The following is a 20468-nucleotide window of genomic DNA, read 5'->3' as shown; positions in this document are numbered from 1 at the left end:
GCCGACTGCAATCTATTGAAATCATTTTGTAGTTTGTGGTAATTCTCCGAGTTGTTTTTTTATTATTTCTCTCTTCGGAGAATTTGGAGGGAGTATTTTTGCATACTGCTCAAGTACCACCCTCATGTTATCAGGTCGTTTGAGTGTGAAATAGAGTTGATATAAATCTTCATACGCGGCTTCATTCTTTGGGTCCATATTCAACGCTTTCACTAACGTTGCTTCCGCTTCCTTCATTTTATTCAAACGCAACAACGCTCTTCCAGCCAATCCGAAAACACCCGCTTGCTTGGGATTATATTTCAACGAGACTTGCAATTGCTGGAGAGCATCGTCATAACGTTCTAATTCGAAATACACTGACGCAAGTTGATTTCTCAATGCAATATTTTCCACTTCTACCGTTAATATCTCGCGCAGGAGTTGAGAACTCTTTTCTAATTTTCCTTTTCGATATAAAATCAAATTCAGTTGTTTCAGAAATTTACTGATATGTAAACTTTCAGGATTTGACTGAAGTCTGTTAAGGAGACTCTCATCGAAACTCGGTTGAATCATTTCTTTCGGACAGCGATAGAGTTTGAACGAAGGTCCCGTTACTTCATCCGACGGGGTTATTTCAAACAGAACGTTCCACTGTTTATTAAGAGACGCATAGTACGAGAGAAAATCTTTGAACCGTTCTGGTTCACGTCTGAATCTTCCGCCGTCATAATCCGACGTAATCAAAACATCAACTTCATCATACCATCGGGCATCATAAAACGGAGCGACTTTTTCTGTCTCGACAGAAATAAACGGAATTTTAAGCGTGATGTATTCTTTTTCATCAAAGTAAACTCCATACGGACCGGACGCTATAACTGAACCTTGTTTGATGTTTTCCTGAATCCATTTTTTTGTAAGTGTTCGCGTATCCGGCAAGGTAAGCGAACGAAGATTGCGGTAGTTACTCATCGTCGGCTGGATAAGAAAGAGTAGAGCAAAAACCGATGCAACAGCGATGTTCATTGTCTTCGATGCGGGGTAAATTCCCTCTTTATGTTTTGAAATGAACTTGATAATCAAATCAAACAAAAAAAATATTCCAATAGAAGCAATGACAAGTAGAGTCGGAAACGCAGGAAGGATGTAACGCTCCGCACGCATCTGCCACGAAGAAAGGACTATCAAAAATATTACAGGGAAACTCAGGAGAATGTAATTTCTTTTTTCTTTCTGTTTGATGCAATACCAGGCACCAACGAAAACGAACGCATACACAAGCCAACTCAATTGATTTCCAAACACATCAAAGAGATAATATCCGATGGTGGATTCGGTTGTCAGCAATCCGAGATGACCGTAGGAAACATGATACTGTTCGAATGAAAAATCTGCGAGGAATTCATTGAAACTGAGAATGATGTATGGGTTGAGCAAAAAGAATGTGAATGCCGAAGCAATAAGTCCGACAAGAAGTTTTCTTTCTTGGAGATGATTGAGAGCGAGTTTGAAAGAACTGAAACGAAGCAGATGCGAAACGAGAAACACAGGTATCAAAAATGCACCTGTATATTTTGAAGCCGCTGCTAATCCGATTGTAATTCCCGAAAGCAAATAATTTCTGTTCGATGGCTGACGATATGAACGAACGATGAAGTACAAACTCAACGTGCAGAAAAATGCAAGCGGTGAATCTACCTGAATGAGATGTGCCTGCTGAATATGCAACGGATTAAACGCAAGAAGTGCAGATGCAATCAATGCTGTTTTTTTGTTTGAGAGTTCTTGTGCGAGGAGAAACACTGCAATGATAGTTGCAACTTCAAATACAACGGTTAGCAATCGTGAAGAGATGATGAGCGGGTCTTGCGTCACTCCGAAGTCCTGAAGACTTGAATAAAAGCCAAGTAGATGTCCAACCCAATAATGAATTGCCTGAACAGCAAAATTGAGATAGAATGTAAGCGCGGGATAATTAAAAAAATGTGGATTGAAATCGAATCCTTTTCCTTCAAAGTTCCAGAGTTTCCACGAAACTGTGAGAGGCGTAGCTTCTTCGTACAATTCCGGTAAGCCCCAGTTGATAAAAAGTACCCTGAGAATCGCTCCGACAAAAATGATTGAGAGGAGAATTCTGTTCTCTTTTAAGAGAGTCTTCAAAAATAATTTCATTTACTTGATTGTGCTGATTGTTGTAACTCTTCAATCCGTTGTTGAACGAGAAAAGTTGCTTCGCTTTCGTTCGGGAGAATTGATTGGTAGCGTTTCAAAATATCAATTTGCTTGGAAATATTTCTTGTTTTTCTGTACATCATTTCAAGGTCAAGATACGGAAATTCAAATTTATCATTGATGGTGAGTGCGTAGAGAAGTCGTTGCTCGGCTTCCTCGAACCGATTGAGCCGAAGGAGGGAGCCGCCTTCAAGAGCGATTACTTCCGCTTGCTTTGGCTCGATGTTAAGTGAGAGTTGAGAGTAACTCAATGCTCGTTCAAACTTGCCTAATCGAAAAAGAGTCCACGTTAGTTCTTTCAGCAATCGAAGATTGAGCGGGTCGAACATGAGAGCGTGTTCCATCAACTGTTCGCTTTTTTGCAGTTTTCCCTTAGAAAAAAGTGAATATGCAAGTCTATCGAGAAATGTAGTTACGAGTGTAGTCTCTGCTAAAATCCCTAACCCGCGAACTAAGTTCATGTCAAATAATTCTTCTGTGCTTTGCGGCGGATGATACAACCAAACAGTCGGTCCATTCTGATGTTGTTCCGGTTTGATTTCATGCACAAGTAAACACTGTGATTTGATGACACTATAAAATTTCAGGAACGCTCCATATTTTTCCGGCTCAAGAGCGTATCGGTCGTAATCGTAACTGCTGCAAATAAGAATATCAACATCAGTGAACCAACGAGCATCATAAAAAGGTAACAGTGCGTGAGGAGTTACCGGATGATACGGGATATTGATTTGGATAAATTTGTTCGGAGGTAATTCCATTCCAAAAGGAACCATCGCAACAGAAGATTGAGAGGGAATGTTTTTCAAAATCCATTCTCGTGCAACGGTGCGTGTGTTGGGAAGCGATTGTGAGCGTTGATATTCGTACGAGTGCAACGCCATCGGGAAGGACAGCACAAGTACGAGCACGAGAAGAATCGCAGGAGTTACAAATGCTAACTTCTTGTTTGAGTCTTCGCGCCCTTTAATTTTTGCGTTGATTTGATTCCACAGCGTTATCGTTCCTATAGTTCCAATGATAGTAAGAAGTGGAACGATGGGGAGAATATATCTATCTGCCCGATATTCCCATTGTGCAATGACAATCAAATAAATAAGAGGGAAAAAAAGTAAGAGGAAACTCTGTTTTTCTCGCTTCCACATCAAATAGAAAATTGTTCCGACGATTGTCAGCGTCAATGGAATTCCTAAGTGAGATGGAATTGATTGGAATAAGTAAAAGGCGATGCTGCTCTCCGATGAGACGACGCCTAAATGTCCATACGAAATTACATTGTAGTAGATGAAGGATACGCGGTGAAAGAATTCATCGAAACTCAGGATGATGTATGGATTGAGAAGAAAAAATATCGCTAACGCTATGATTCCGGAGAAAGTCAGATGAGATGATTTCAGAGATATAAACGCTTCTTTGATTGAAGATGAACGAAGAACGTGAGCGAATACAAGTCCGGCGAATAGAAACGCTCCGGTATATTTTGTCGCCATCGCAAGTCCGATACACAGTCCACTGAGGAGATACCATTTTCGGGATGGAGAATGATAAACCTGAAAAATGCAGAAGACTCCGAGCAAGACAAAAAATGTCAGCGGCGTATCAACATTTACAAGATGTGTCTCTTTAATGTGTAACGGATTTATTGCAAGAAATATCGCACTTAAAAACGCGGCTGGTTTACGAAAATTTCGCATGACGAAAAGATATGTAACGAGCATTGTTCCAACATCGAAAACGAGCGATGCCATACGAGCATGAATTAAAAAACTTGTTGTGTCAGTTTCAAACGCTTGATGAAAGGCTTCGAGGTTGGAATAAATCCCAAAGATTGTTCCTACGGCGAAATGAAGAACCTGAATCAGAAACTGCACATAAAAACTCAAAGCCGCATAATTGAAAATGTGAGGATTAAAATCGAAACCTGGCTTTCCCCAAATCCAGAAGTTCCATGCAGTTCTGAACGGGTAGGCTTCCTCATAAATGAACGGGAGAGACCAATTGATATTCCACAAACGCACTGCGATTCCAACTCCAAGGATGAGGAGGATGTATTTCTGTGCGGTTATGAAATCAAACAGTTTCTTCATGAGCGTGTGAACATAAAAAAAAATCCGTAGGTGAACAATTGCAGATAAAATTTTCCCGCTTCGATATTTCACCTCAACTTTGTATCTTGTTCCATCATTTATCAGTTGTTTGTGTTCATCAGGATTTTTGTTCTTAGTTTATTACTCTCTTTGCAGGTATCGTTCGCACAGGAACGATATTATTATCATGGCAGAAACTTCGGCAGCGAGGCATTATTCAATCCCGTAACACTTCTTCTGAACAGTAGTTTCGATATTCTTCAACTTGAAGAGTATCCGCGGGATGTCTTTTCATATCCATATCGCATTTCATCAAACAATGTTATGAGAAATTTAGGGAGTCCGTTTGCAACTATCAATCGGTATGGTTGGGGAAGATTTTTACAGAACGAAGTGTTCCCGCTCAACTGGTCATCATCAGGCGGGCAGTGGCTTCCGAACTATGAACTTCATTTGGTTGGCGGCGGAATGAACTACGTCGCTACGCGCGAATGGTACAGCGAGCATGGATTTCCTTCGCCAGCAGTTTTTTCAATCGCAACGATGGCAATGACTCACACGTTGAATGAATTCGTCGAGAACGGAAATTACGAAGGAGATAATGTTGACCCGATTGCCGACATTTTTTTATTTGATGCTGGCGGAATTGTACTTTTCAGTTTTGATGGAGTGAATGAATTTTTCAGTCGCACATTGAATCTTGCTGATTGGTCTCTACAACCATCCTATGGAGTTTCACAATCCACACTTCAGAACAACGGACAATATTATTCGCTCAAATGGAAATTTCCTTTCTCCGAGCAATGGCATCTCTTTTATTATTTCGGCATGAACGGATTGCTTGGTGTTTCTTACAAAGATGAACACGCCCAATCGTTTTCTGTCGGTGCCGGTCTTCGCTCAAAACATTTACGATTGATTGACCCTTCGACAAACCAAAAGTCGGCAGAGTTGGCGTGGAACGTAGGCTTCTTTTATGATAAAGATAATTCATTGCTTGCAAGTGTTCTGTTCAGTGGATTGGAGAATAATCTTGTGAATGTGAATGTATATCCGGGAGTGCTCGGCAACGAAACATTTTCACCGGGAGTTTGGCTCTCCGTTTCAAGACATGGGAATATAATCGGAGGGATTTCAACCATCTGGCTCCCCGGAATTTCTTTCGGGAACAGATAAGCATCCTACCCCTTACGCTCAGGCAAAGGAAAAATTCGTTTGGTAAATTCCCTTCAATCTGCTATATTTGTGCCGAATTTTCTTACAATCCCAGCACTCAAACCTGAAAAGTTGGGCTTTCTTACGCAATTTTATCTAAACAATCCGCCTTGGGCGGAAAGGAACTGAATGAACGAAGGTATAATTACGCAGGTCATCGGACCTGTCGTTGATATTGATTTTTCCGGCGGCAAACTTCCCGCAATTCTTAATGCTGTCAAAATTCCACGTAAAAATATCGAAGGCGGGCAAGAAGAACTTATCTGTGAAGTTCAACAACACCTCGGCGAAGAACGTGTTCGTACGGTTGCGATGGACTCGACGGACGGCTTGGTTCGCGGCATGAAAGCGATTGATGTCGGAACGCCAATTTCAGTTCCGGTCGGACCTGCAACGCTCGGTCGTTTAATTAATGTCACCGGACAAGCGATTGATGGACTTGCCCCATTAAAAACAGATACTTACTACGCCATTCATCGTCCTGCACCGGAGTTTAAAGACCTCAGCACAAAAAAGGAGATGTATGAAACAGGCATTAAAGTTATTGATTTGCTTGAACCATATTCAAGAGGTGGCAAAACCGGATTATTTGGTGGTGCCGGTGTTGGTAAGACCGTTGTTATCATGGAATTGATTCACAACATCGCAATGCACCACGGCGGCTACTCCGTTTTTGCAGGAGTTGGTGAACGAACACGTGAAGGAAACGACTTGTACCTTGAAATGAAAGAGGGTGGAGTTATTGATAAAACGGTGCTTGTGTTTGGACAGATGAATGAACCTCCCGGCGCACGTCAGCGTGTTGCGTTGACTGCTTTAACAATGGCAGAATATTTCCGTGACGAGGGCCGTGACGTTCTTCTCTTCGTAGATAATATTTTCAGATTTGTTCAAGCCGGTTCTGAAGTATCCGCACTTCTTGGTCGTATGCCTTCCGCTGTCGGATACCAGCCGACACTTGGAACAGAAATGGGTGAATTGCAGGAACGCATCACTTCATCGAAGAAAGGTTCAATCACGTCGGTGCAGGCAATCTACGTTCCTGCCGATGACTTGACCGACCCCGCGCCAGCAACGACATTCAGTCACCTTGATGCAACAACAGTGTTGAGCCGACAGATTGCGGAACTTGGAATTTATCCCGCCGTTGACCCGCTCGATTCGACTTCCCGTATTCTCGACCCACTTATCGTAGGTGAAGAGCATTACAATGTTGCAAAACGTGTGAAAGAAATCTTACAAACATACAAAGACTTGCAAGACATCATCAACATTCTTGGTATTGACGAATTATCTGATGAAGATAAAGTCACTGTTGCCCGCGCACGAAAGATTCAGAAGTTCCTCTCACAGCCATTCTTTGTTGCTGAACAGTTTACCGGTTTTGCAGGAAAATATGTGAAGTTGGAAGATACAATCCGCAGTTTCAAAGGACTCGTCGAGGGCGAGTACGACCACATTCCCGAAGGCGCATTCTATATGTGCGGCGCAATCGAAGATGTGATTGAAAATGCAAAGAAGATGGCAGCATAAGGTTCATGTCAGACAAAAAATTCCAGCTAGAAATTGTAACGCCACAACGCGTTGTCTTCAAAGGCGATGTGGAAAGTTTTACTGCACCCGGAGTGATGGGAAGTTTTCAGGTGTTGGTGAACCACGCACCGTTGCTTTCTGCCATTGGTGTTGGTGAAGCGAAGATGCGCGATACACAAGGCAACGAAATCAAGTATGCAACAAGCGGCGGCTTTGTTGAAGTGATGAACAATCGTGTCGTGATGCTTGCAGAATCAGCAGAACGCTCGAACGAGATAGATGTTCAACGAGCGGAGAAAGCAAAATCCCGCGCGAAAGATAGACTCGAACAGCATCCAAAAGAAATAGATATTGAACGAGCGAGAGCCGCTTTAGCCCGTGCGCTAAACAGATTGAAAATTGCAGGACGTGCATAATCTTCATTGTCATTGAATCTCAACCCACTTTGGAATTATTTTCGGAGTGGGTTTTTTGTTTGATGAAGAAATTGTATCTTTGCTTCCTAAAAGTGTCATATTTAGCAATAACAGTAAAATAACTATGAGACAAGTCGTAATCCATCCGGGCGACGATGGCTATTGGGTAGCCGAGTGTCCAAGTCTTCCAGGATGTATCAGTCAGGGGTTGAATAAAGAAGAAGCGATGTGTAATATCAAAGAAGCAATTCAAGGATATATTAATGCGTTGCGAGAAGATGGTATTGAAGTTCCGGAAGAACATTTTGATACTATGCTTGTCGCTGTATGAGTAAGTTACCGAATATTTCCGGCCGTGATTGTGTAAAAGCACTAAATAAAATTGGATATTTCTATAAGCGGCAAGAAGGAAGTCACATCATACTCAGAAGGACAGAACCCTTTAGTCAGTTAGTTGTTCCTGACCATAAGGAACTTGACAGAGGGACGCTGAGGGCAATCATTCGTCAAGCAGGAATATCAGTTGAACAATTCACCGAACTGCTTTGAGTGTTGTTTCATCAATACTAATTACAACAAACAATAAAACCTGAAACCACAAACCTATAACCTGCAAACATTAATTGTGAGAGTCTCCCGAGTCGAAATAAATCTTTCCGCACTTCAGCACAACTTCTCGTACGTAAAGCAGAAGGTTGGCAAAGATGTTAAAATCATGGCGGTGGTGAAAGATAATGCGTACGGACATGGAATGATTCAGATTGCGAAATCTCTTGAGCAATATGGAGCGGATTATCTCGCCATTGCACATGCAGATGAAGGAGTGATTCTTCGTCAGAACGGAATCAAAACTCCGGTGCTCGTGCTTGTCGGATTTCAGAAAGATGAGATTCATACGATTGTTGAAAACGAACTCGATGTTTCCATTCCATCGGTTGAGAAAGCAGAATACTTACAGTCGGAGTTGGAAAAACTTGGCAAAACAAAAGCCAATGTTCATTTGAAGATTGATACGGGAATGGGAAGAATCGGGGTGAGAACCGAGAGGGCGATTCAGTTTATTGAACGTGCGTGTTCGTTGAGTAGATTGAATGTGGTTGGATTGTACAGTCACTTTGCAAATTCGGATGAACAGGATAAATCGTTTGCATATTACCAACTTGCACAATTCAAACACATTCTTGCAGAACTTGAGCGGTTGAAAATTCAAATTCCGTTTATTCATATTGCAAACAGCGCGGCTGTACTTGAAATGCCCGAAACATATTTTTCGATGGTTCGTCCCGGCATCGCACTTTACGGAATTCATCCATCAAGAGAAATGAAAACGAGTAACGGATTGAAAGCGGTTCTCTCATTAAAATCAACCATGAATTTTTGGAAAGTATCACCCGCAAATACGAGCATCAGTTACGGAAGAAGGTACTTCACCAAAACTGCAACGAAGATTGCCACAGTACCAATTGGATATGGAGACGGATACAATCGTGGTTTGAGTAATAAAGCGGAAGTACTCATTCACAGCAAACGCTTTCCGGTGGTTGGAACGATTTGCATGGACCAAATCATGGTTGATGTTGGAATGCACTCGACAATTCATGTCGGCGAAGATGTTGTGCTGATTGGAACATCGGGAGATGAAACAATTACTGCGTGGGAACTTGCAGAAAAACTCGGTACAATTCCGTATGAAATTCTGACGAATATTTCTGAACGTGTCCCCCGAATTATTATCAATGATGGAAAATATTGATGATACAACTCAAAGCCCAAAACATGAAACATCAAACTAAAACTCAAAACACGAAACTCTAAACACGTAAATGAAGATTGTAACTAAGGAAATGTATGCCTAATGTTTATGCAGTAATCATGGCAGGGGGAGTCGGCACGAGGTTTTGGCCCCGAAGCCGCGAAAAAACTCCCAAGCAATTGCTGGAAATTGTTGGTAAAGGAACGATGATACAAAATACGGTTGGTCGTCTTCGTGATTTGATTGACCCGCGCAAAATTGTCATCGTCACTAATAAAACGCAGAAGCAAGCGCTTGTGCGGCAACTGCCGGAAATTCCGCTTGAAAATATTCTGCTAGAACCGGTCGGACGAAACACTGCGCCGTGCATCGGACTTGCCGCAATGTACATCCGTCGCTTCGACCCGGAAGCGGTAATGGTCGTGCTTCCCGCCGACCACATCATGCAAGACGAAGAAGAATTTCGGCGTGTACTTCGACTGGCAATCTGGGTCGCTGAAGAATCGGGAAGTCTCATCACCGTCGGCATTCAACCGACAAGACCGGAAACAGGTTACGGCTATATTCAGGTTCGAGATGACGAGGATAAGGATAATCCGTATTTTGAAAAAGGTGTTTACCGGGTGCGTACGTTTGCCGAAAAGCCAAATCTTCCGACTGCGTATCGCTTTTTGGAAAGCGGCGATTTTCTTTGGAACAGCGGTATGTTCATCTGGCGCGTGGACGCAATCCTAAGAGAAATTCAATTGCTTCTTCCTGAAATGAATGAGGAGTTGCTCAAGATTGACAAGGCATTCGGAAGCGACAAGTTCGAGCAGGTGTTTGATACTGCGTACCGGACAATCCGCGGAATTTCCATTGACTATGGTGTCATGGAGAAGGCGAAGAGCGTCTATGTTATTAAAGGAAATTTCGGATGGAGCGATGTCGGTTCGTGGGACGAAGTGATGCGACTTGCGTCGAAGGATGAGCATGGAAATTCAAGCAGTGGCAAAGTATTTTTCCATAATTCAAAGAATACGTATGTTCATGCCGGAAATAAATTCGTCGCTTCTGTTGATGTTGATAATTTGATTGTGATTGTAACAGATGATTCTGTCCTTGTGTGTAAGAAAGACCACTCACAAGACGTGAAAGAAGTTGTGGATTACCTGCGACGGAAACAACTCAACGACTATCTTTGATGCAAACGAAACGACACAGTCTTCGCAAATCCTATTTATCAGTTAAAGCGATCTCTTATTTTCTTCTTTGTTCGGGAGCGAGATTGCTTCATCCCGTTCTGATAAATGATGAACGGGATTCGCAATGACAATGAATTTCGAGTCATTGCGAATCCCGCTTCAGCGGGGTGAAGCAATCCCACTCTCAGTGCATCATTCGAGTGCGAGATTGCTTCGCTACGCTCACAATGAAAACAAGATTGTTTGTTTTTATTTTATATTTGCATGCCTTCTCTTGATTGGCTGTACCTCATCGCCGCGTTTTACCTCGCGATATGTCGGCGATGGAAATTATCAATTGGTAGAAGAAGGAATTGCTTCGTATTATGCAGAGCCGTATCACGGACAACAAACATCGAACGGTGAAATATATGACATGTATAAAATGACTGCGGCACATCAGACATTGCCGTTCAATACACGAGTAAAAGTAACAAATCTTACAAACATGAAAACAACAGAAGTCCGCATCAACGACCGAGGTCCGTTTGTCGGCGACAGGATTATTGACCTCTCGGTTTCTGCTGCTAAAGAGATTGACATGATTGGTCCAGGAACCGCTCGTGTGCGACTTGAAGTAATCGAACTTGGTCCCGTAACTCCTGAAAAATAAATTATGGCAAAAAAGTTAATCAGCGAACAGACAGTTTTCGAAGCATCGCAACGCGGTGAGAAAAACATCACGTATGAAAAAGGAACGCTCGTAACGATGGCGGCAAAAGAGCGGGCAAGACTTCTCGGTGTGAAATTAACCGAGCAAGCGAAGGAATCAGCAAAGCCATCAACCCCCGCGATGCCACAACCAAAGACGGACGGAAAAGGAGAAACCGTCGCCATCGGAAGCGACCACGGCGGATTTCAACTAAAAGAACAATTGAAGCCGTTCATCGAAAGTTTGGGATATAAAGTTGTTGATGTCGGCACGTATTCGGAAGAAGCGTGCGATTATCCATCTTTTGCGTATGCAGTTGCTCGAATGGTCTCGCTTGGCGAAGCATCAAAGGGAATTATGATAGATGCAGTCGGTGCCGCATCGGCGATGGTGGCAAACAAAGTTCCGAAAATTCGTGCAGCATGTTGTCATAACGAATTCACTGCACGAAGCAGTCGTGAACATAATGATGCAAATGTTCTCACGCTCGGCGGCCGCGTTCTCGGAAGCGAGTTAGCAAAAGCAATTGTTAAAGCATGGCTCGAAACATGGTTCGGCGGTGGCAGACATGTGAAGCGTGTGGAGATGATTATGGAAATTGAGAAGAGGTTTGGGAAGTAAGAAGCAATCCAGCGGGCAAGTTATGGCAGTTATTTCAATGTTTTATGGTTTGATTATCTCGATGTACTATTTGGATAACAAACGACATAATGTTCCACACATTCATGTACGGTATCAAGAAGAAGAAGCGGTTTTTGCTATTCCGAACGGAGAATTGCTTGAAGGTGATCTTAAATCAAATAAAATGAAACTGATTCAAGCATGGATAGAAATTCATAAGGAAGACCTCATGGCAGATTGGGAACTTGCTTCGAAAGGGGAAAATGTTTTTAAGATTGAACCATTAAAGTAGAAGGGAAATATGAATCCGCGTGTTAAATCTGTAAAGCCGAATAACGATTTTACTCTTGTGCTTAAATTTGAAAATGGAGAGAGTAAATTATTTGATATGAAACCGTATTTATCAATCGGAATATTTAAAGAACTGAAAGATAAAAACTTATTTTACACAGTCAAGCCGTTTTTAGGAAGTGTACAATGGATGAATGGTCAGGACTTATGCCCAGATACATTATATGCAGAAAGTAAACTCCTACAAGAGGAAGAAATGAATCAACAACTTGTAGGAGCTACTTAATTTTCTATAACAGGATTACTGAGACCTACGGCAACAATATCGCCGAAGCAAGCACTGTCGTCCACAACCCGTTCTTATCGCCTTCCGCAGATTGCGTGATGTTAAACGTCCGCACAATCTTTCCGCTCATCTTGTACTGTTTCTCTCGTTCATCCCATGCTGTGTCGGGATTAAACTCGACTCCTAATGTAGTTGCCAACATTGTAGCCGCAAGGTCTTCCGCGTACTCGCCCGCTTTTTCATCGGTTTCACCGAAGGGATGATGCTCGGACAGATAACCGTACTGCGTGCTATCTGCGGGGACTGCAACACCGATTGAAGATGCAATAAGACGATTCGGTTCGTTCGTTGCGTTGCGGGCAATGACTGCAAACGTAATTTGTCCGGGTTGAAGGGCTTTTAATCCTTCATCGGTGGGAATGCGTTTGCATCCGGGGGGATAAATACTGGAGACAGTGACGAGATTGCATTTTTCGATTTTTGCATCGCGCAATGCTAACTCAAATGATTGGAGGTAATCTTTATGGCGACCCACGCCTTTGGTAAAGAAGAGACGAGTTGGTACGTACAACTTAGTAATCCTTGAAATTAAGTAATGATATTTGTGACATAATTTATTGTATTGTTTTGCTAAATAAAACTTGAAACAGAAATCCTAAATTCTAAAAACGAATTTCTAAACAAATTCTAATGTCGAAAATTCACAAATTAGTTTGAAGTTTTGATATTAGAATTTGTTTAGGATTTAGATATTCGGATTTAGTATTTATTCAGTATTGCGTCTGCGGATTTCCCGCTCGGCATCTCGCTTGGCAATTGTCTCACGTTTGTCATACGACTTCTTCCCGCGGGCAACTGCAAGTTCAATCTTTGCAATGTTCTTGACAAAATAGACAGAAATTGGGACAAGGGTAAGTCCCTTATCAACGACACGCGCTTTCAGGCGTCTGATTTCCCGTTTGTGAAGGAGTAATCTCCGTTCCCGTTTCGGGTCGTGATTGTTGATGTTTCCTTTTTCAAATTGGTTGATGTGCATTCCGACCAACCAGACCGAGCCGTCACGAATTGCCGCGTAACTATCCTGCAAATTTGCCTGATTCAGCCGCAACGACTTGACTTCGGTTCCTTTCAGCGCAATGCCTGCTTCAAACGTTTCTTCGATGAAATAATCATGCTGGGCTTTGCGATTGGTAACGACGACTTTTCGTTCGTCGGTCTGTGGTGGTTTGCTCATCGCTCATTTTCGATGGGACAAAAATAATCATTTTGGAAAAATAATACAAGGGTGCCAATTCCTTCAATGAAAATTGATGAAAGTCAGAAGAATCCCTTGCAATACTTGAAAAAAATAGTTAATTTAGACCCGACATTTAATAAACTATTTAACTCAGTTTGCTGTACAAATTTAACATGGCATTTGATAACGCAACAAGTTTCTGGTTAACGATACTGGGTATCTTTCTTCAACGAGTGTTTTCCCCCGATTTCATCAGGGAACAATTGCCCACTTCGTTCCGTTACTTCGCTCCGGCAAAGGTCCGGCTGCTACGTTGCACACATTCTTACCGGCGACAATTCTTACAGCGGGATTATTTTTGGAGCGGCTGTCCGAACGACAGCTATCGAAAGGAACGAGGTACTCTACATGAAAAAAGAAATCATCATCAACGAAACAGCGAATGAAATACGCATTGCAATTACAGAAGATAAACGACTTGCGGAACTGTACGTTGAAACACCGGAGAAAGAACGCCTTGTAGGCGATATCTTTTTCGGTAAAATTGCCCGGGTTATGCCGGGTATCCGGGCGGCATTTATTGATATCGGACATAAGCAAGACGCCTTCCTTCATTTTTCAGACATCGGCGAATCATTCAATGAATATTCTGCATTGGTTGGTGAAGACGATGCTGATATTGATGATGACGATGATGATGATTCCGATGAAGACGATGAAATCCCCGGCGCTAACTCCCTCGAAGAAGTTCCTGCAACTCCCGTAACAAAAAGTCGTCAAGATTCCAGACCAAGACAACGATATGGTCGTCCGCCGGAAAACAAACGAACGAATCCAAATTTAACTGCCGGACAGGACATCATCGTTCAGGTGACGAAAGAACCTGTTGGGCGAAAAGGTGTTCGTGTCACTTCGGAAATTTCTCTCCCCGGACGCTTTATTGTTTTGATGCCGTTCAACGGACGGATTGGAGTTTCTAAAAAGATTCCCAATTTCCGTGAAAAGCGAAGATTACGAAGAATTGTCAGAAGCATCTTACCCAATGGTTTCGGCGTGATTATTCGAACGGTTGCAACCGATCGTGAAGAATCAGCCATTAAGCAAGACCTTGAGAAACTGATTGAAACGTGGCGTGAAGTTGAAAAGAAAGTAAAAGCAGAGCAACCGCCAACATTGTTGTACAAAGATATGTCCACAACATCGCATGTGATTCGCGATTTGTTTACGGACAATGTTGAGCGCGTTGTAACTGACTCAAAGAGACTTCACAAAGAAATCCGCACGTACTTAGACCAAAACTCGGCACATCTGATTGATAAAGTCGAACTGTACAAAGACCGCGAACCAATCTTTGATGCGTATGGTGTTGAAAAAGAAATTGCCACCTCGTTCGGTAGAAAAGTCTGGCTGAAGAGTGGCGGCTACATTATCATCGAACAAACCGAAGCGATGGTTGTTGTTGATGTCAACAGCGGACGCTACGCGGCGAAACGGGAACAGGAACAAAACTCGCTTCGAACAAATCTTGAAGCATCGCGTGAATTGTGTCGTCAACTTCGACTGCGCGACATAGGTGGAATCATCGTTGTTGATTTTATTGACCTCGAAGATGATTCAAGCAAAAAGAAAGTATATGATGAGTTGAGGAAGGAATTCCGTAGAGACCGCGCAAAAGTAACGGTTCTCCCGATGACTGAATTTGGTATCGTTCAAATAACAAGACAAAGAATCCGTCAGAGTGTTCTGCACAGTTTCAGTGAGCCGTGCCCCGTTTGCGGCGGCGCTGGTCTTGTTCAATCGAAGGCAACAGTGGTCAATCATATTGAACGATGGTTGCGACGATTTAAATCTGAGGGTCCCGAATTGCGTATCATCCTCAAACTCCATCCAAGTCTTGCGGCATATTTGAACCAGGGATTCTGGAATAAACGGCGGGAATTTATGCTGAGATTTCGTGTCATCATCAAATTGGAAGAAGACCCGAAGATGCCCGTTGCAGAATATCGCTTTTTCTCAATCAAGCAAAACAAAGACATTACCGAAACATTTGAATCTAATTAACACTGACTATGAAAATTTTTCTTGACACTGCAAACTTCAATGAAATCCGTGAAGCGGCAAGCACGGGTTTACTCGATGGAGTAACTACGAACCCAAGTCTTGTTGCAAAAGAAAACCGTCCGTTCAAAGACATTATCAAAGATATTTGTGGAATTGTGAAAGGCGATGTAAGCGCCGAAGTAACTGCCACGGATGTCGAAGGAATGCTAATCGAAGGACGTGAACTTGCAAAAATCTCTGACAATGTTGTCGTGAAAGTTCCGCTTATCAAAGATGGCTTGATTGCCGTTCAGCGATTCAGCGCGGAGGGAATTCGTTGCAACGTGACGTTGTGCTTTTCTCCGACGCAAGCATTACTCGCCGCAAAAGCTGGCGCGTACATTATCAGTCCATTCATCGGTCGGCTTGATGACATCAGTCAAACAGGCATGGAACTCATCAGCCAAATTATCACGATTTACCGGAACTACAATTTCGATACGCAAGTGCTTGTTGCAAGCATCCGCAATCCTGTTCACGTTGTTGAGTCAGCAATGCTTGGCGCAGACATTGCCACAATGCCGTACGGTGTCTGGACGCAACTCATCAAACATCCTCTCACCGATATTGGCTTGACTCGTTTCCTTGAAGATTGGAAAAAAGTTCAGGCAAAATGAAACAAACCGCATTTACCCAAATTCATCGGCAACTTGGTGCAAAGTTAATTGAGTTCGGTGGATTTGAGATGCCTGTCCATTATACCGGCATCATTGAAGAACATAAAGCCGTACGTTCGTCCGTCGGCGTGTTTGATGTTTCGCACATGGGTGAAATTTTCATTACAGGGACCGATGCTCTTGCACTTGTTCAACGACTTACGACGAACGATGCTTCAAAACTGACTCACGGAAAAGTTCAATACTCAGCGATGTGTTATCCTGATGGCGGCATCGTGGATGACTTACTTGTCTATTGCTTGGGCGATTCGTACATGCTTGTTGTGAACGCATCGAACCTGCAGAAAGATTTTGAATGGATGAAGTCGAACGTTGGTTCGCTTCAGGCAGAAGTGACGAACAGAAGCGATGAGTATTCATTACTTGCAGTGCAAGGTCCGCAATCCTTGGCAACAGTTCAGAAACTTACCGATGCGAAGTTGAACGAGATGCCGTACTATACATTCGTTCATGCGAAGGTTGCAGGAGTTGAGATGCTCGTTTCACGAACCGGTTACACCGGCGAACTTGGTTTTGAATTGTATTTCGATTCCAATCAATTGTTGGGTGAAAACGTCTGGAGTGTGCTCATGGATGCGGGGAAGGAGTTTAACATCAAACCAATAGGACTTGGAGCGCGGGATACACTCCGGCTTGAAATGGGATTTTGCCTTTACGGTAATGATATTGACCAAACAACGAATCCGCTAGAAGCAGGTTTGGGGTGGATTACAAAACTGAACAAGGGCGACTTTATCGGACGAGATGCCTTGCAAACAATTCAGCAAGATGGTTTGAAAAGAAAATTAGTGGGCTTCATCATTGAGGATGAAAAAGCATTTCCCCGTCATGGTTATGAACTTCGTTCCACGAATGTTTCCATCGGAGCGGTTACGAGCGGAACGCTTTCACCGGTTCTTGAAAAAGGAATCGGGATGGGCTATGTGTCGCCTGAATTTTCTCAACCGGATTCTACTATCGAAGTAGTAATTCGGAATAAAACCATCAATGCGCGTGTAACGAAACTTCCGTTTCTCAAAAAGTAAAACATGAAATCAAACAAAAATAAAATCGAAGTTCACTTTACACCATCAAGTGTTGATGAAGAATTGCTCACCGGCAAAAATGTCATCGTGATAGATGTGCTTCGTTCTGCATCAACTATTGTGGTTGCCCTGACGAATGGCGCGCGGGAAATTATTCCCGTCGGCGATATGGAAAGCGGCTACAAAGTCTTCAGCAATTTAACGAGGGAAGTAACTCTGCGGTGCGGCGAACGAAACGGAAAGATGATTGAAGGATTCGACCTTGGCAATTCTCCGCTCACCTTCACGGAAGAAAAAGTCAAAGGAAAATCTATCGTTCTTCTCACGACGAACGGAACCGCCGCGATGGTGAAGGCACGTTATGCAAAAAATCTACTCGTCGCGTCCTTCATCAATTTAACGAGCGTGGTAAATCTCATTCAAAGTTGGAAGAGCGACGTCGTCATCGTTTGTTCCGGTCAGGCAAATCGTTTCTCGCTTGAAGATACCATCTGCGCCGGGAAAATTATTTCCGCTTTGATGGACAACGAGGAAGACAAACTGCTTCTCGATGATAGCGCACGCTCAGCCGTCGCACTCGATAAAACATTCGGAAGCAATGTGTTGAAGATGATGAAACATTCAGACCACGGAAAGTATCTTGTCGAAATCGGGTTTGAAGATGATTTGAAATTCTGTTCGGAGATTGATTCGTACGGTTCCGTGCCGATGCTTGCGGGCGGAGTCATCAAACTCAGCACCGACGCGACGAACTCACACAGTAAGCAGGCGAACTAACTCACCGGCGACTTCAGTGAAGCAAGCCCCGAAAAAAACTCCGAAGAAACAATCGAACCCGGAGCGTTGGAAACAACTTACCGCGCTCGGCGTCATTGTGCTTGGTCTGTTCTCTTTCCTCAGTATTATTTTTTACAACGAAGAGGGGAACAGTCTTGGTATCGTCGGAAAGGTGGTTTCTGATTTTTTTGTCAACGCGACTGTCGGGTTTGCTTCGATTGCTTTGGCATCGCTCATGGTGATGTGGGGTTGGGTGGCTCTGCGCAAACTTGATAAGCGCAAGCCGGTTATTTTCACAAACTACACACTCATTTTCGTACTTCTCTTTTCAACGGCGATGGGAATATCCAATCTTGTTGTCGGCGATATCCGGAGCGAATGGTTTGGTGCGATTGGTGGATTCTCGGCAGAAATTCTTGTTGAACTTCTCGGAAGTATCGGTTCTTCGATAATCGTTGTAACATTGATGCTCGTTACCATCATCCTCGCAGTTGATTTAGATATTCATAAATCGCTTGAGCGATTGGAAAATCTTTGGAAGGAGATGACAGGTTCGCTTTCAAAAAAATCAGAGAAGGAAGAAGTCGAAGAAGAATCAGAAATGGAGTTTGCTGTTCGCAGGGAAGAAGACATCGAACAAGAAGAAGAACCTGAAGTCGAAGACAATGATGAGGAGGAAGAAGCGCCTCCGAGAGAAATGGAAATCGTTGTCCGACCACACGAGCCGGTTGATGAAGAGGAAGAAGAAGTAGAACCACCTCCGAAAAAGCAACCTCAACCAAAGCGAGTAGTACAGGAAGTTGAATCAAACAACGAGAATGAAGTTGAGCCACTGCCTCCGGCAGAAAATGAAAACGAAGAAATCGAGTACGTATTTCCTTCGGCTGATTTACTTGACATGGTTCGCGGCGGTGAGGAAATTCCGGAAGAAGAACTGAAAGCGAACGCAGAACTTGTTCGGGCGAAACTTGCCAACTTTGGAATTGAAATAGAAAGCGTCAGTGTTGTCCCCGGTCCCGTGATTACGTTGTATGAATTGGTTCCGGCATCGGGAGTGAAAATCAGCCGCATCGTGAGTTTGGAAGATGATATTGCGCTCGCGCTTGCGGCGAAAGGAATCCGCATTATCGCTCCGATCCCCGGAAAAAGCGCTGTCGGCATCGAAATTCCGAACAAGAATCCGTCAATCGTCTATCTCAAGAGTGTTATTGTTTCGAACAAATTCCGCGAGCAAAAATCATCGCTCCCGATTGCACTCGGCAAGACAATTTCAGGCGAGGTGTTTGTTGATGATTTATCGAAGATGCCACACTTGTTAATTGCCGGCTCGACCGGTTCAGGAAAGAGTGTCGGCATCAACACAATTCTTGCAAGTCTGTTGTTTAAGATGCATCCGTCGGAAGTGAAGTTTGTTATCATTGACCCGAAGAAAATCGAGTTGACGAATTATAAACGGCTCCGGCAGCATTTCCTTGCATGTTCACCCGATATGCGCGAAGAGATCATCACGACTCCGGACAACGCGGTGAGCGTGTTACGAAGCGTTGAGTTGGAAATGGAAAAACGTTACGACCGACTTGCCGCAGGCGGTGTTCGCAACCTTCAGGATTACAACGAGCGGTTAAAAGACGGACGACTGAAAGACACGGAAACAATCAAGCATAGGAAAATGCCTTACATTATTGTCGTGATAGATGAATTGGCTGACCTGATGATTACTGCCGCGAAAGAAGTGGAAGAACCGATTGCACGTCTCGCACAACTTGCGCGCGCCGTCGGGATTCATCTCATTCTTGCAACGCAACGACCGTCGGTTGATGTTATTACCGGCGTCATCAAAGCAAACTTTCCTGCACGCATTGCGTTTCAGGTTGCATCGAAAACAGATTCGCGAACCATTCTCGATATGAACGGAGCGGAACAATTACTTGGAAGCGGCGACATGTTGTACTTGCCTTCCGGTTCGCCCAAGCCGACGCGTATTCAGAACGCATTTATTTCCTCCGATGAAGTCGAGCGGTTGACAAATCATATCGCAAAGCAACAAGGATACAGCAAACCGTTCATGCTTCCTTCAATTGTCGAACGGAAGTCATCGAGAATGGGGGGAACTACAGGTGAGAGAGATGAGTTCTTTGAAGAAGCGGCAAGTCTTGTGGTGCGTCATCAACAAGGTTCCGTTTCGCTGATTCAGCGGCGATTGAAAGTCGGTTACTCCCGCGCCGCCCGTTTGATTGACGAACTCGAAGCCGCCGGAATAGTCGGTCCATTTGATGGAAGTAAAGCACGCCAAGTACTCGTTGAAAACGAAGAACAATTGGAGCGGATTCTTGAGAATCCGATGATGTTGCCATAGTT

The 20468-nt window shown here is 43.5% G+C and carries 21 protein-coding genes; 17 read left to right on the top strand and 4 right to left on the bottom strand.

Annotation, left to right across the window (positions count from 1 at the left end; genetic code table 11):
• Positions 1 to 21: 21 nt before the first annotated feature.
• Together HY960_04365 and HY960_04360 are read right to left on the bottom strand one after the other, a co-directional pair.
• A complete protein-coding gene (locus HY960_04365; GenBank protein MBI5214963.1) occupies positions 22 to 2145 on the bottom strand; it encodes a glycosyltransferase family 39 protein in 2124 nt (707 codons plus the stop codon).
• A gap of 8 nt (positions 2146 to 2153) precedes the next feature.
• Positions 2154 to 4376, bottom strand: coding sequence for a glycosyltransferase family 39 protein (locus tag HY960_04360; GenBank protein MBI5214962.1), 2223 nt, complete (start codon positions 4374 to 4376; stop codon positions 2154 to 2156).
• A 78-nt stretch (positions 4377 to 4454) separates the two neighbouring features.
• On the opposite strand from HY960_04360, the gene HY960_04355 reads away from it, so the two are divergent.
• The 11 genes from HY960_04355 to HY960_04305 all read left to right on the top strand — a co-directional run bounded on the left by HY960_04355 (position 4455) and on the right by HY960_04305 (position 12294).
• Complete coding sequence (locus HY960_04355) at positions 4455 to 5480, top strand: hypothetical protein (GenBank protein ID MBI5214961.1); 1026 nt, start codon at positions 4455 to 4457, stop codon at positions 5478 to 5480.
• 168 nt (positions 5481 to 5648) lie between these two features.
• Entirely contained in the window at positions 5649 to 7052 is a 1404-nt protein-coding gene (gene atpD, locus HY960_04350; protein ID MBI5214960.1) for a F0F1 ATP synthase subunit beta, read from the top strand.
• Positions 7053 to 7057: 5 nt separating this feature from the next.
• Positions 7058 to 7468: a F0F1 ATP synthase subunit epsilon gene (locus tag HY960_04345; protein MBI5214959.1), complete on the top strand. Its 411-nt coding sequence runs from the start codon at positions 7058 to 7060 to the stop codon at positions 7466 to 7468.
• A gap of 124 nt (positions 7469 to 7592) precedes the next feature.
• Positions 7593 to 7799: a type II toxin-antitoxin system HicB family antitoxin gene (locus HY960_04340; GenBank protein MBI5214958.1), complete on the top strand. Its 207-nt coding sequence runs from the start codon at positions 7593 to 7595 to the stop codon at positions 7797 to 7799.
• Complete coding sequence (locus tag HY960_04335; protein MBI5214957.1) at positions 7796 to 8017, top strand: type II toxin-antitoxin system HicA family toxin; 222 nt, start codon at positions 7796 to 7798, stop codon at positions 8015 to 8017. Before HY960_04340 ends, HY960_04335 begins: the two co-directional genes overlap by 4 nt.
• A gap of 76 nt (positions 8018 to 8093) precedes the next feature.
• A complete protein-coding gene (alr, locus tag HY960_04330; protein ID MBI5214956.1) occupies positions 8094 to 9221 on the top strand; it encodes an alanine racemase in 1128 nt (375 codons plus the stop codon).
• 95 nt (positions 9222 to 9316) lie between these two features.
• A complete protein-coding gene (locus HY960_04325; GenBank protein ID MBI5214955.1) occupies positions 9317 to 10405 on the top strand; it encodes a mannose-1-phosphate guanylyltransferase in 1089 nt (362 codons plus the stop codon).
• 130 nt (positions 10406 to 10535) lie between these two features.
• Entirely contained in the window at positions 10536 to 11057 is a 522-nt protein-coding gene (locus HY960_04320; protein MBI5214954.1) for a septal ring lytic transglycosylase RlpA family protein, read from the top strand.
• Positions 11058 to 11237: 180 nt separating this feature from the next.
• Positions 11238 to 11717: a ribose 5-phosphate isomerase B gene (gene rpiB / locus HY960_04315; protein MBI5214953.1), complete on the top strand. Its 480-nt coding sequence runs from the start codon at positions 11238 to 11240 to the stop codon at positions 11715 to 11717.
• Between the two features lie 22 nt (positions 11718 to 11739).
• Positions 11740 to 12009: a DUF4160 domain-containing protein gene (locus tag HY960_04310; GenBank protein ID MBI5214952.1), complete on the top strand. Its 270-nt coding sequence runs from the start codon at positions 11740 to 11742 to the stop codon at positions 12007 to 12009.
• Positions 12010 to 12018: 9 nt separating this feature from the next.
• The gene (locus HY960_04305) at positions 12019 to 12294 is read left to right on the top strand and encodes a DUF2442 domain-containing protein (GenBank protein MBI5214951.1); all 276 of its coding nucleotides are present in this window, start codon (positions 12019 to 12021) and stop codon (positions 12292 to 12294) included.
• Between the two features lie 25 nt (positions 12295 to 12319).
• On the opposite strand, the gene HY960_04300 is transcribed toward HY960_04305, so the two are convergent.
• Entirely contained in the window at positions 12320 to 12865 is a 546-nt protein-coding gene (locus tag HY960_04300; GenBank protein ID MBI5214950.1) for an arginine decarboxylase, pyruvoyl-dependent, read from the bottom strand.
• Between the two features lie 195 nt (positions 12866 to 13060).
• On the bottom strand, positions 13061 to 13528 hold the full coding sequence (gene smpB / locus HY960_04295) for an SsrA-binding protein SmpB (GenBank protein ID MBI5214949.1): 468 nt from the start codon (positions 13526 to 13528) through the stop codon (positions 13061 to 13063).
• Between the two features lie 176 nt (positions 13529 to 13704).
• Between smpB and HY960_04290 the strand changes: the two genes are divergently transcribed.
• The 6 genes from HY960_04290 (at position 13705) to HY960_04265 (ending at position 20466) form a co-directional block, all read left to right on the top strand.
• Positions 13705 to 13977, top strand: coding sequence for a hypothetical protein (locus HY960_04290; GenBank protein ID MBI5214948.1), 273 nt, complete (start codon positions 13705 to 13707; stop codon positions 13975 to 13977).
• Positions 13940 to 15592: an Rne/Rng family ribonuclease gene (locus HY960_04285; GenBank protein ID MBI5214947.1), complete on the top strand. Its 1653-nt coding sequence runs from the start codon at positions 13940 to 13942 to the stop codon at positions 15590 to 15592. The genes HY960_04290 and HY960_04285 overlap by 38 nt, the downstream gene beginning before the upstream one ends.
• Before the next feature lie 8 nt (positions 15593 to 15600).
• Positions 15601 to 16248 (top strand): fructose-6-phosphate aldolase, encoded by a 648-nt coding sequence (gene fsa / locus HY960_04280; GenBank protein ID MBI5214946.1) that lies wholly within the window; start codon positions 15601 to 15603, stop codon positions 16246 to 16248.
• Positions 16245 to 17333 carry a glycine cleavage system aminomethyltransferase GcvT gene (gcvT, locus tag HY960_04275; protein ID MBI5214945.1) on the top strand — a complete coding sequence of 363 codons (1089 nt, stop codon included), beginning with the start codon at positions 16245 to 16247 and terminating at the stop codon, positions 17331 to 17333. The genes fsa and gcvT overlap by 4 nt, the downstream gene beginning before the upstream one ends.
• Positions 17334 to 17336: 3 nt before the next feature.
• Positions 17337 to 18110: a 2-phosphosulfolactate phosphatase gene (locus HY960_04270; GenBank protein ID MBI5214944.1), complete on the top strand. Its 774-nt coding sequence runs from the start codon at positions 17337 to 17339 to the stop codon at positions 18108 to 18110.
• 94 nt (positions 18111 to 18204) lie between these two features.
• Complete coding sequence (locus HY960_04265; GenBank protein ID MBI5214943.1) at positions 18205 to 20466, top strand: DNA translocase FtsK 4TM domain-containing protein; 2262 nt, start codon at positions 18205 to 18207, stop codon at positions 20464 to 20466.
• The last annotated feature ends 2 nt before the right edge of the window (positions 20467 to 20468 follow it).

It is taken from the genome of Ignavibacteriota bacterium, assembly GCA_016212665.1.
GTDB lineage: Bacteria > Bacteroidota > Ignavibacteria > UBA10030 > SZUA-254 > FW602-bin19.
This window is presented reverse-complemented; position numbering and strand designations above follow the sequence as displayed.

What these genes read in the sequence shown, in the direction of transcription:
- HY960_04335 (MBI5214957.1), top strand. Translation starts at nt 7,796, where the DNA reads ATGAGTAAGTTACCGAATATTTCCGGCCGTGATTGTGTAAAAGCACTA.
- HY960_04320 (MBI5214954.1), top strand. Translation starts at nt 10,536, where the DNA reads ATGAATTTCGAGTCATTGCGAATCCCGCTTCAGCGGGGTGAAGCAATC.
- smpB (MBI5214949.1), bottom strand. Translation starts at nt 13,528, where the DNA reads ATGAGCAAACCACCACAGACCGACGAACGAAAAGTCGTCGTTACCAAT.
- HY960_04305 (MBI5214951.1), top strand. Translation starts at nt 12,019, where the DNA reads ATGAATCCGCGTGTTAAATCTGTAAAGCCGAATAACGATTTTACTCTT.
- HY960_04285 (MBI5214947.1), top strand. Translation starts at nt 13,940, where the DNA reads ATGAAAAAAGAAATCATCATCAACGAAACAGCGAATGAAATACGCATT.
- fsa (MBI5214946.1), top strand. Translation starts at nt 15,601, where the DNA reads ATGAAAATTTTTCTTGACACTGCAAACTTCAATGAAATCCGTGAAGCG.
- gcvT (MBI5214945.1), top strand. Translation starts at nt 16,245, where the DNA reads ATGAAACAAACCGCATTTACCCAAATTCATCGGCAACTTGGTGCAAAG.
- HY960_04270 (MBI5214944.1), top strand. Translation starts at nt 17,337, where the DNA reads ATGAAATCAAACAAAAATAAAATCGAAGTTCACTTTACACCATCAAGT.
- HY960_04340 (MBI5214958.1), top strand. Translation starts at nt 7,593, where the DNA reads ATGAGACAAGTCGTAATCCATCCGGGCGACGATGGCTATTGGGTAGCC.
- HY960_04310 (MBI5214952.1), top strand. Translation starts at nt 11,740, where the DNA reads ATGGCAGTTATTTCAATGTTTTATGGTTTGATTATCTCGATGTACTAT.
- HY960_04345 (MBI5214959.1), top strand. Translation starts at nt 7,058, where the DNA reads ATGTCAGACAAAAAATTCCAGCTAGAAATTGTAACGCCACAACGCGTT.
- atpD (MBI5214960.1), top strand. Translation starts at nt 5,649, where the DNA reads ATGAACGAAGGTATAATTACGCAGGTCATCGGACCTGTCGTTGATATT.
- rpiB (MBI5214953.1), top strand. Translation starts at nt 11,238, where the DNA reads ATGCCACAACCAAAGACGGACGGAAAAGGAGAAACCGTCGCCATCGGA.
- HY960_04290 (MBI5214948.1), top strand. Translation starts at nt 13,705, where the DNA reads ATGGCATTTGATAACGCAACAAGTTTCTGGTTAACGATACTGGGTATC.
- HY960_04325 (MBI5214955.1), top strand. Translation starts at nt 9,317, where the DNA reads ATGCCTAATGTTTATGCAGTAATCATGGCAGGGGGAGTCGGCACGAGG.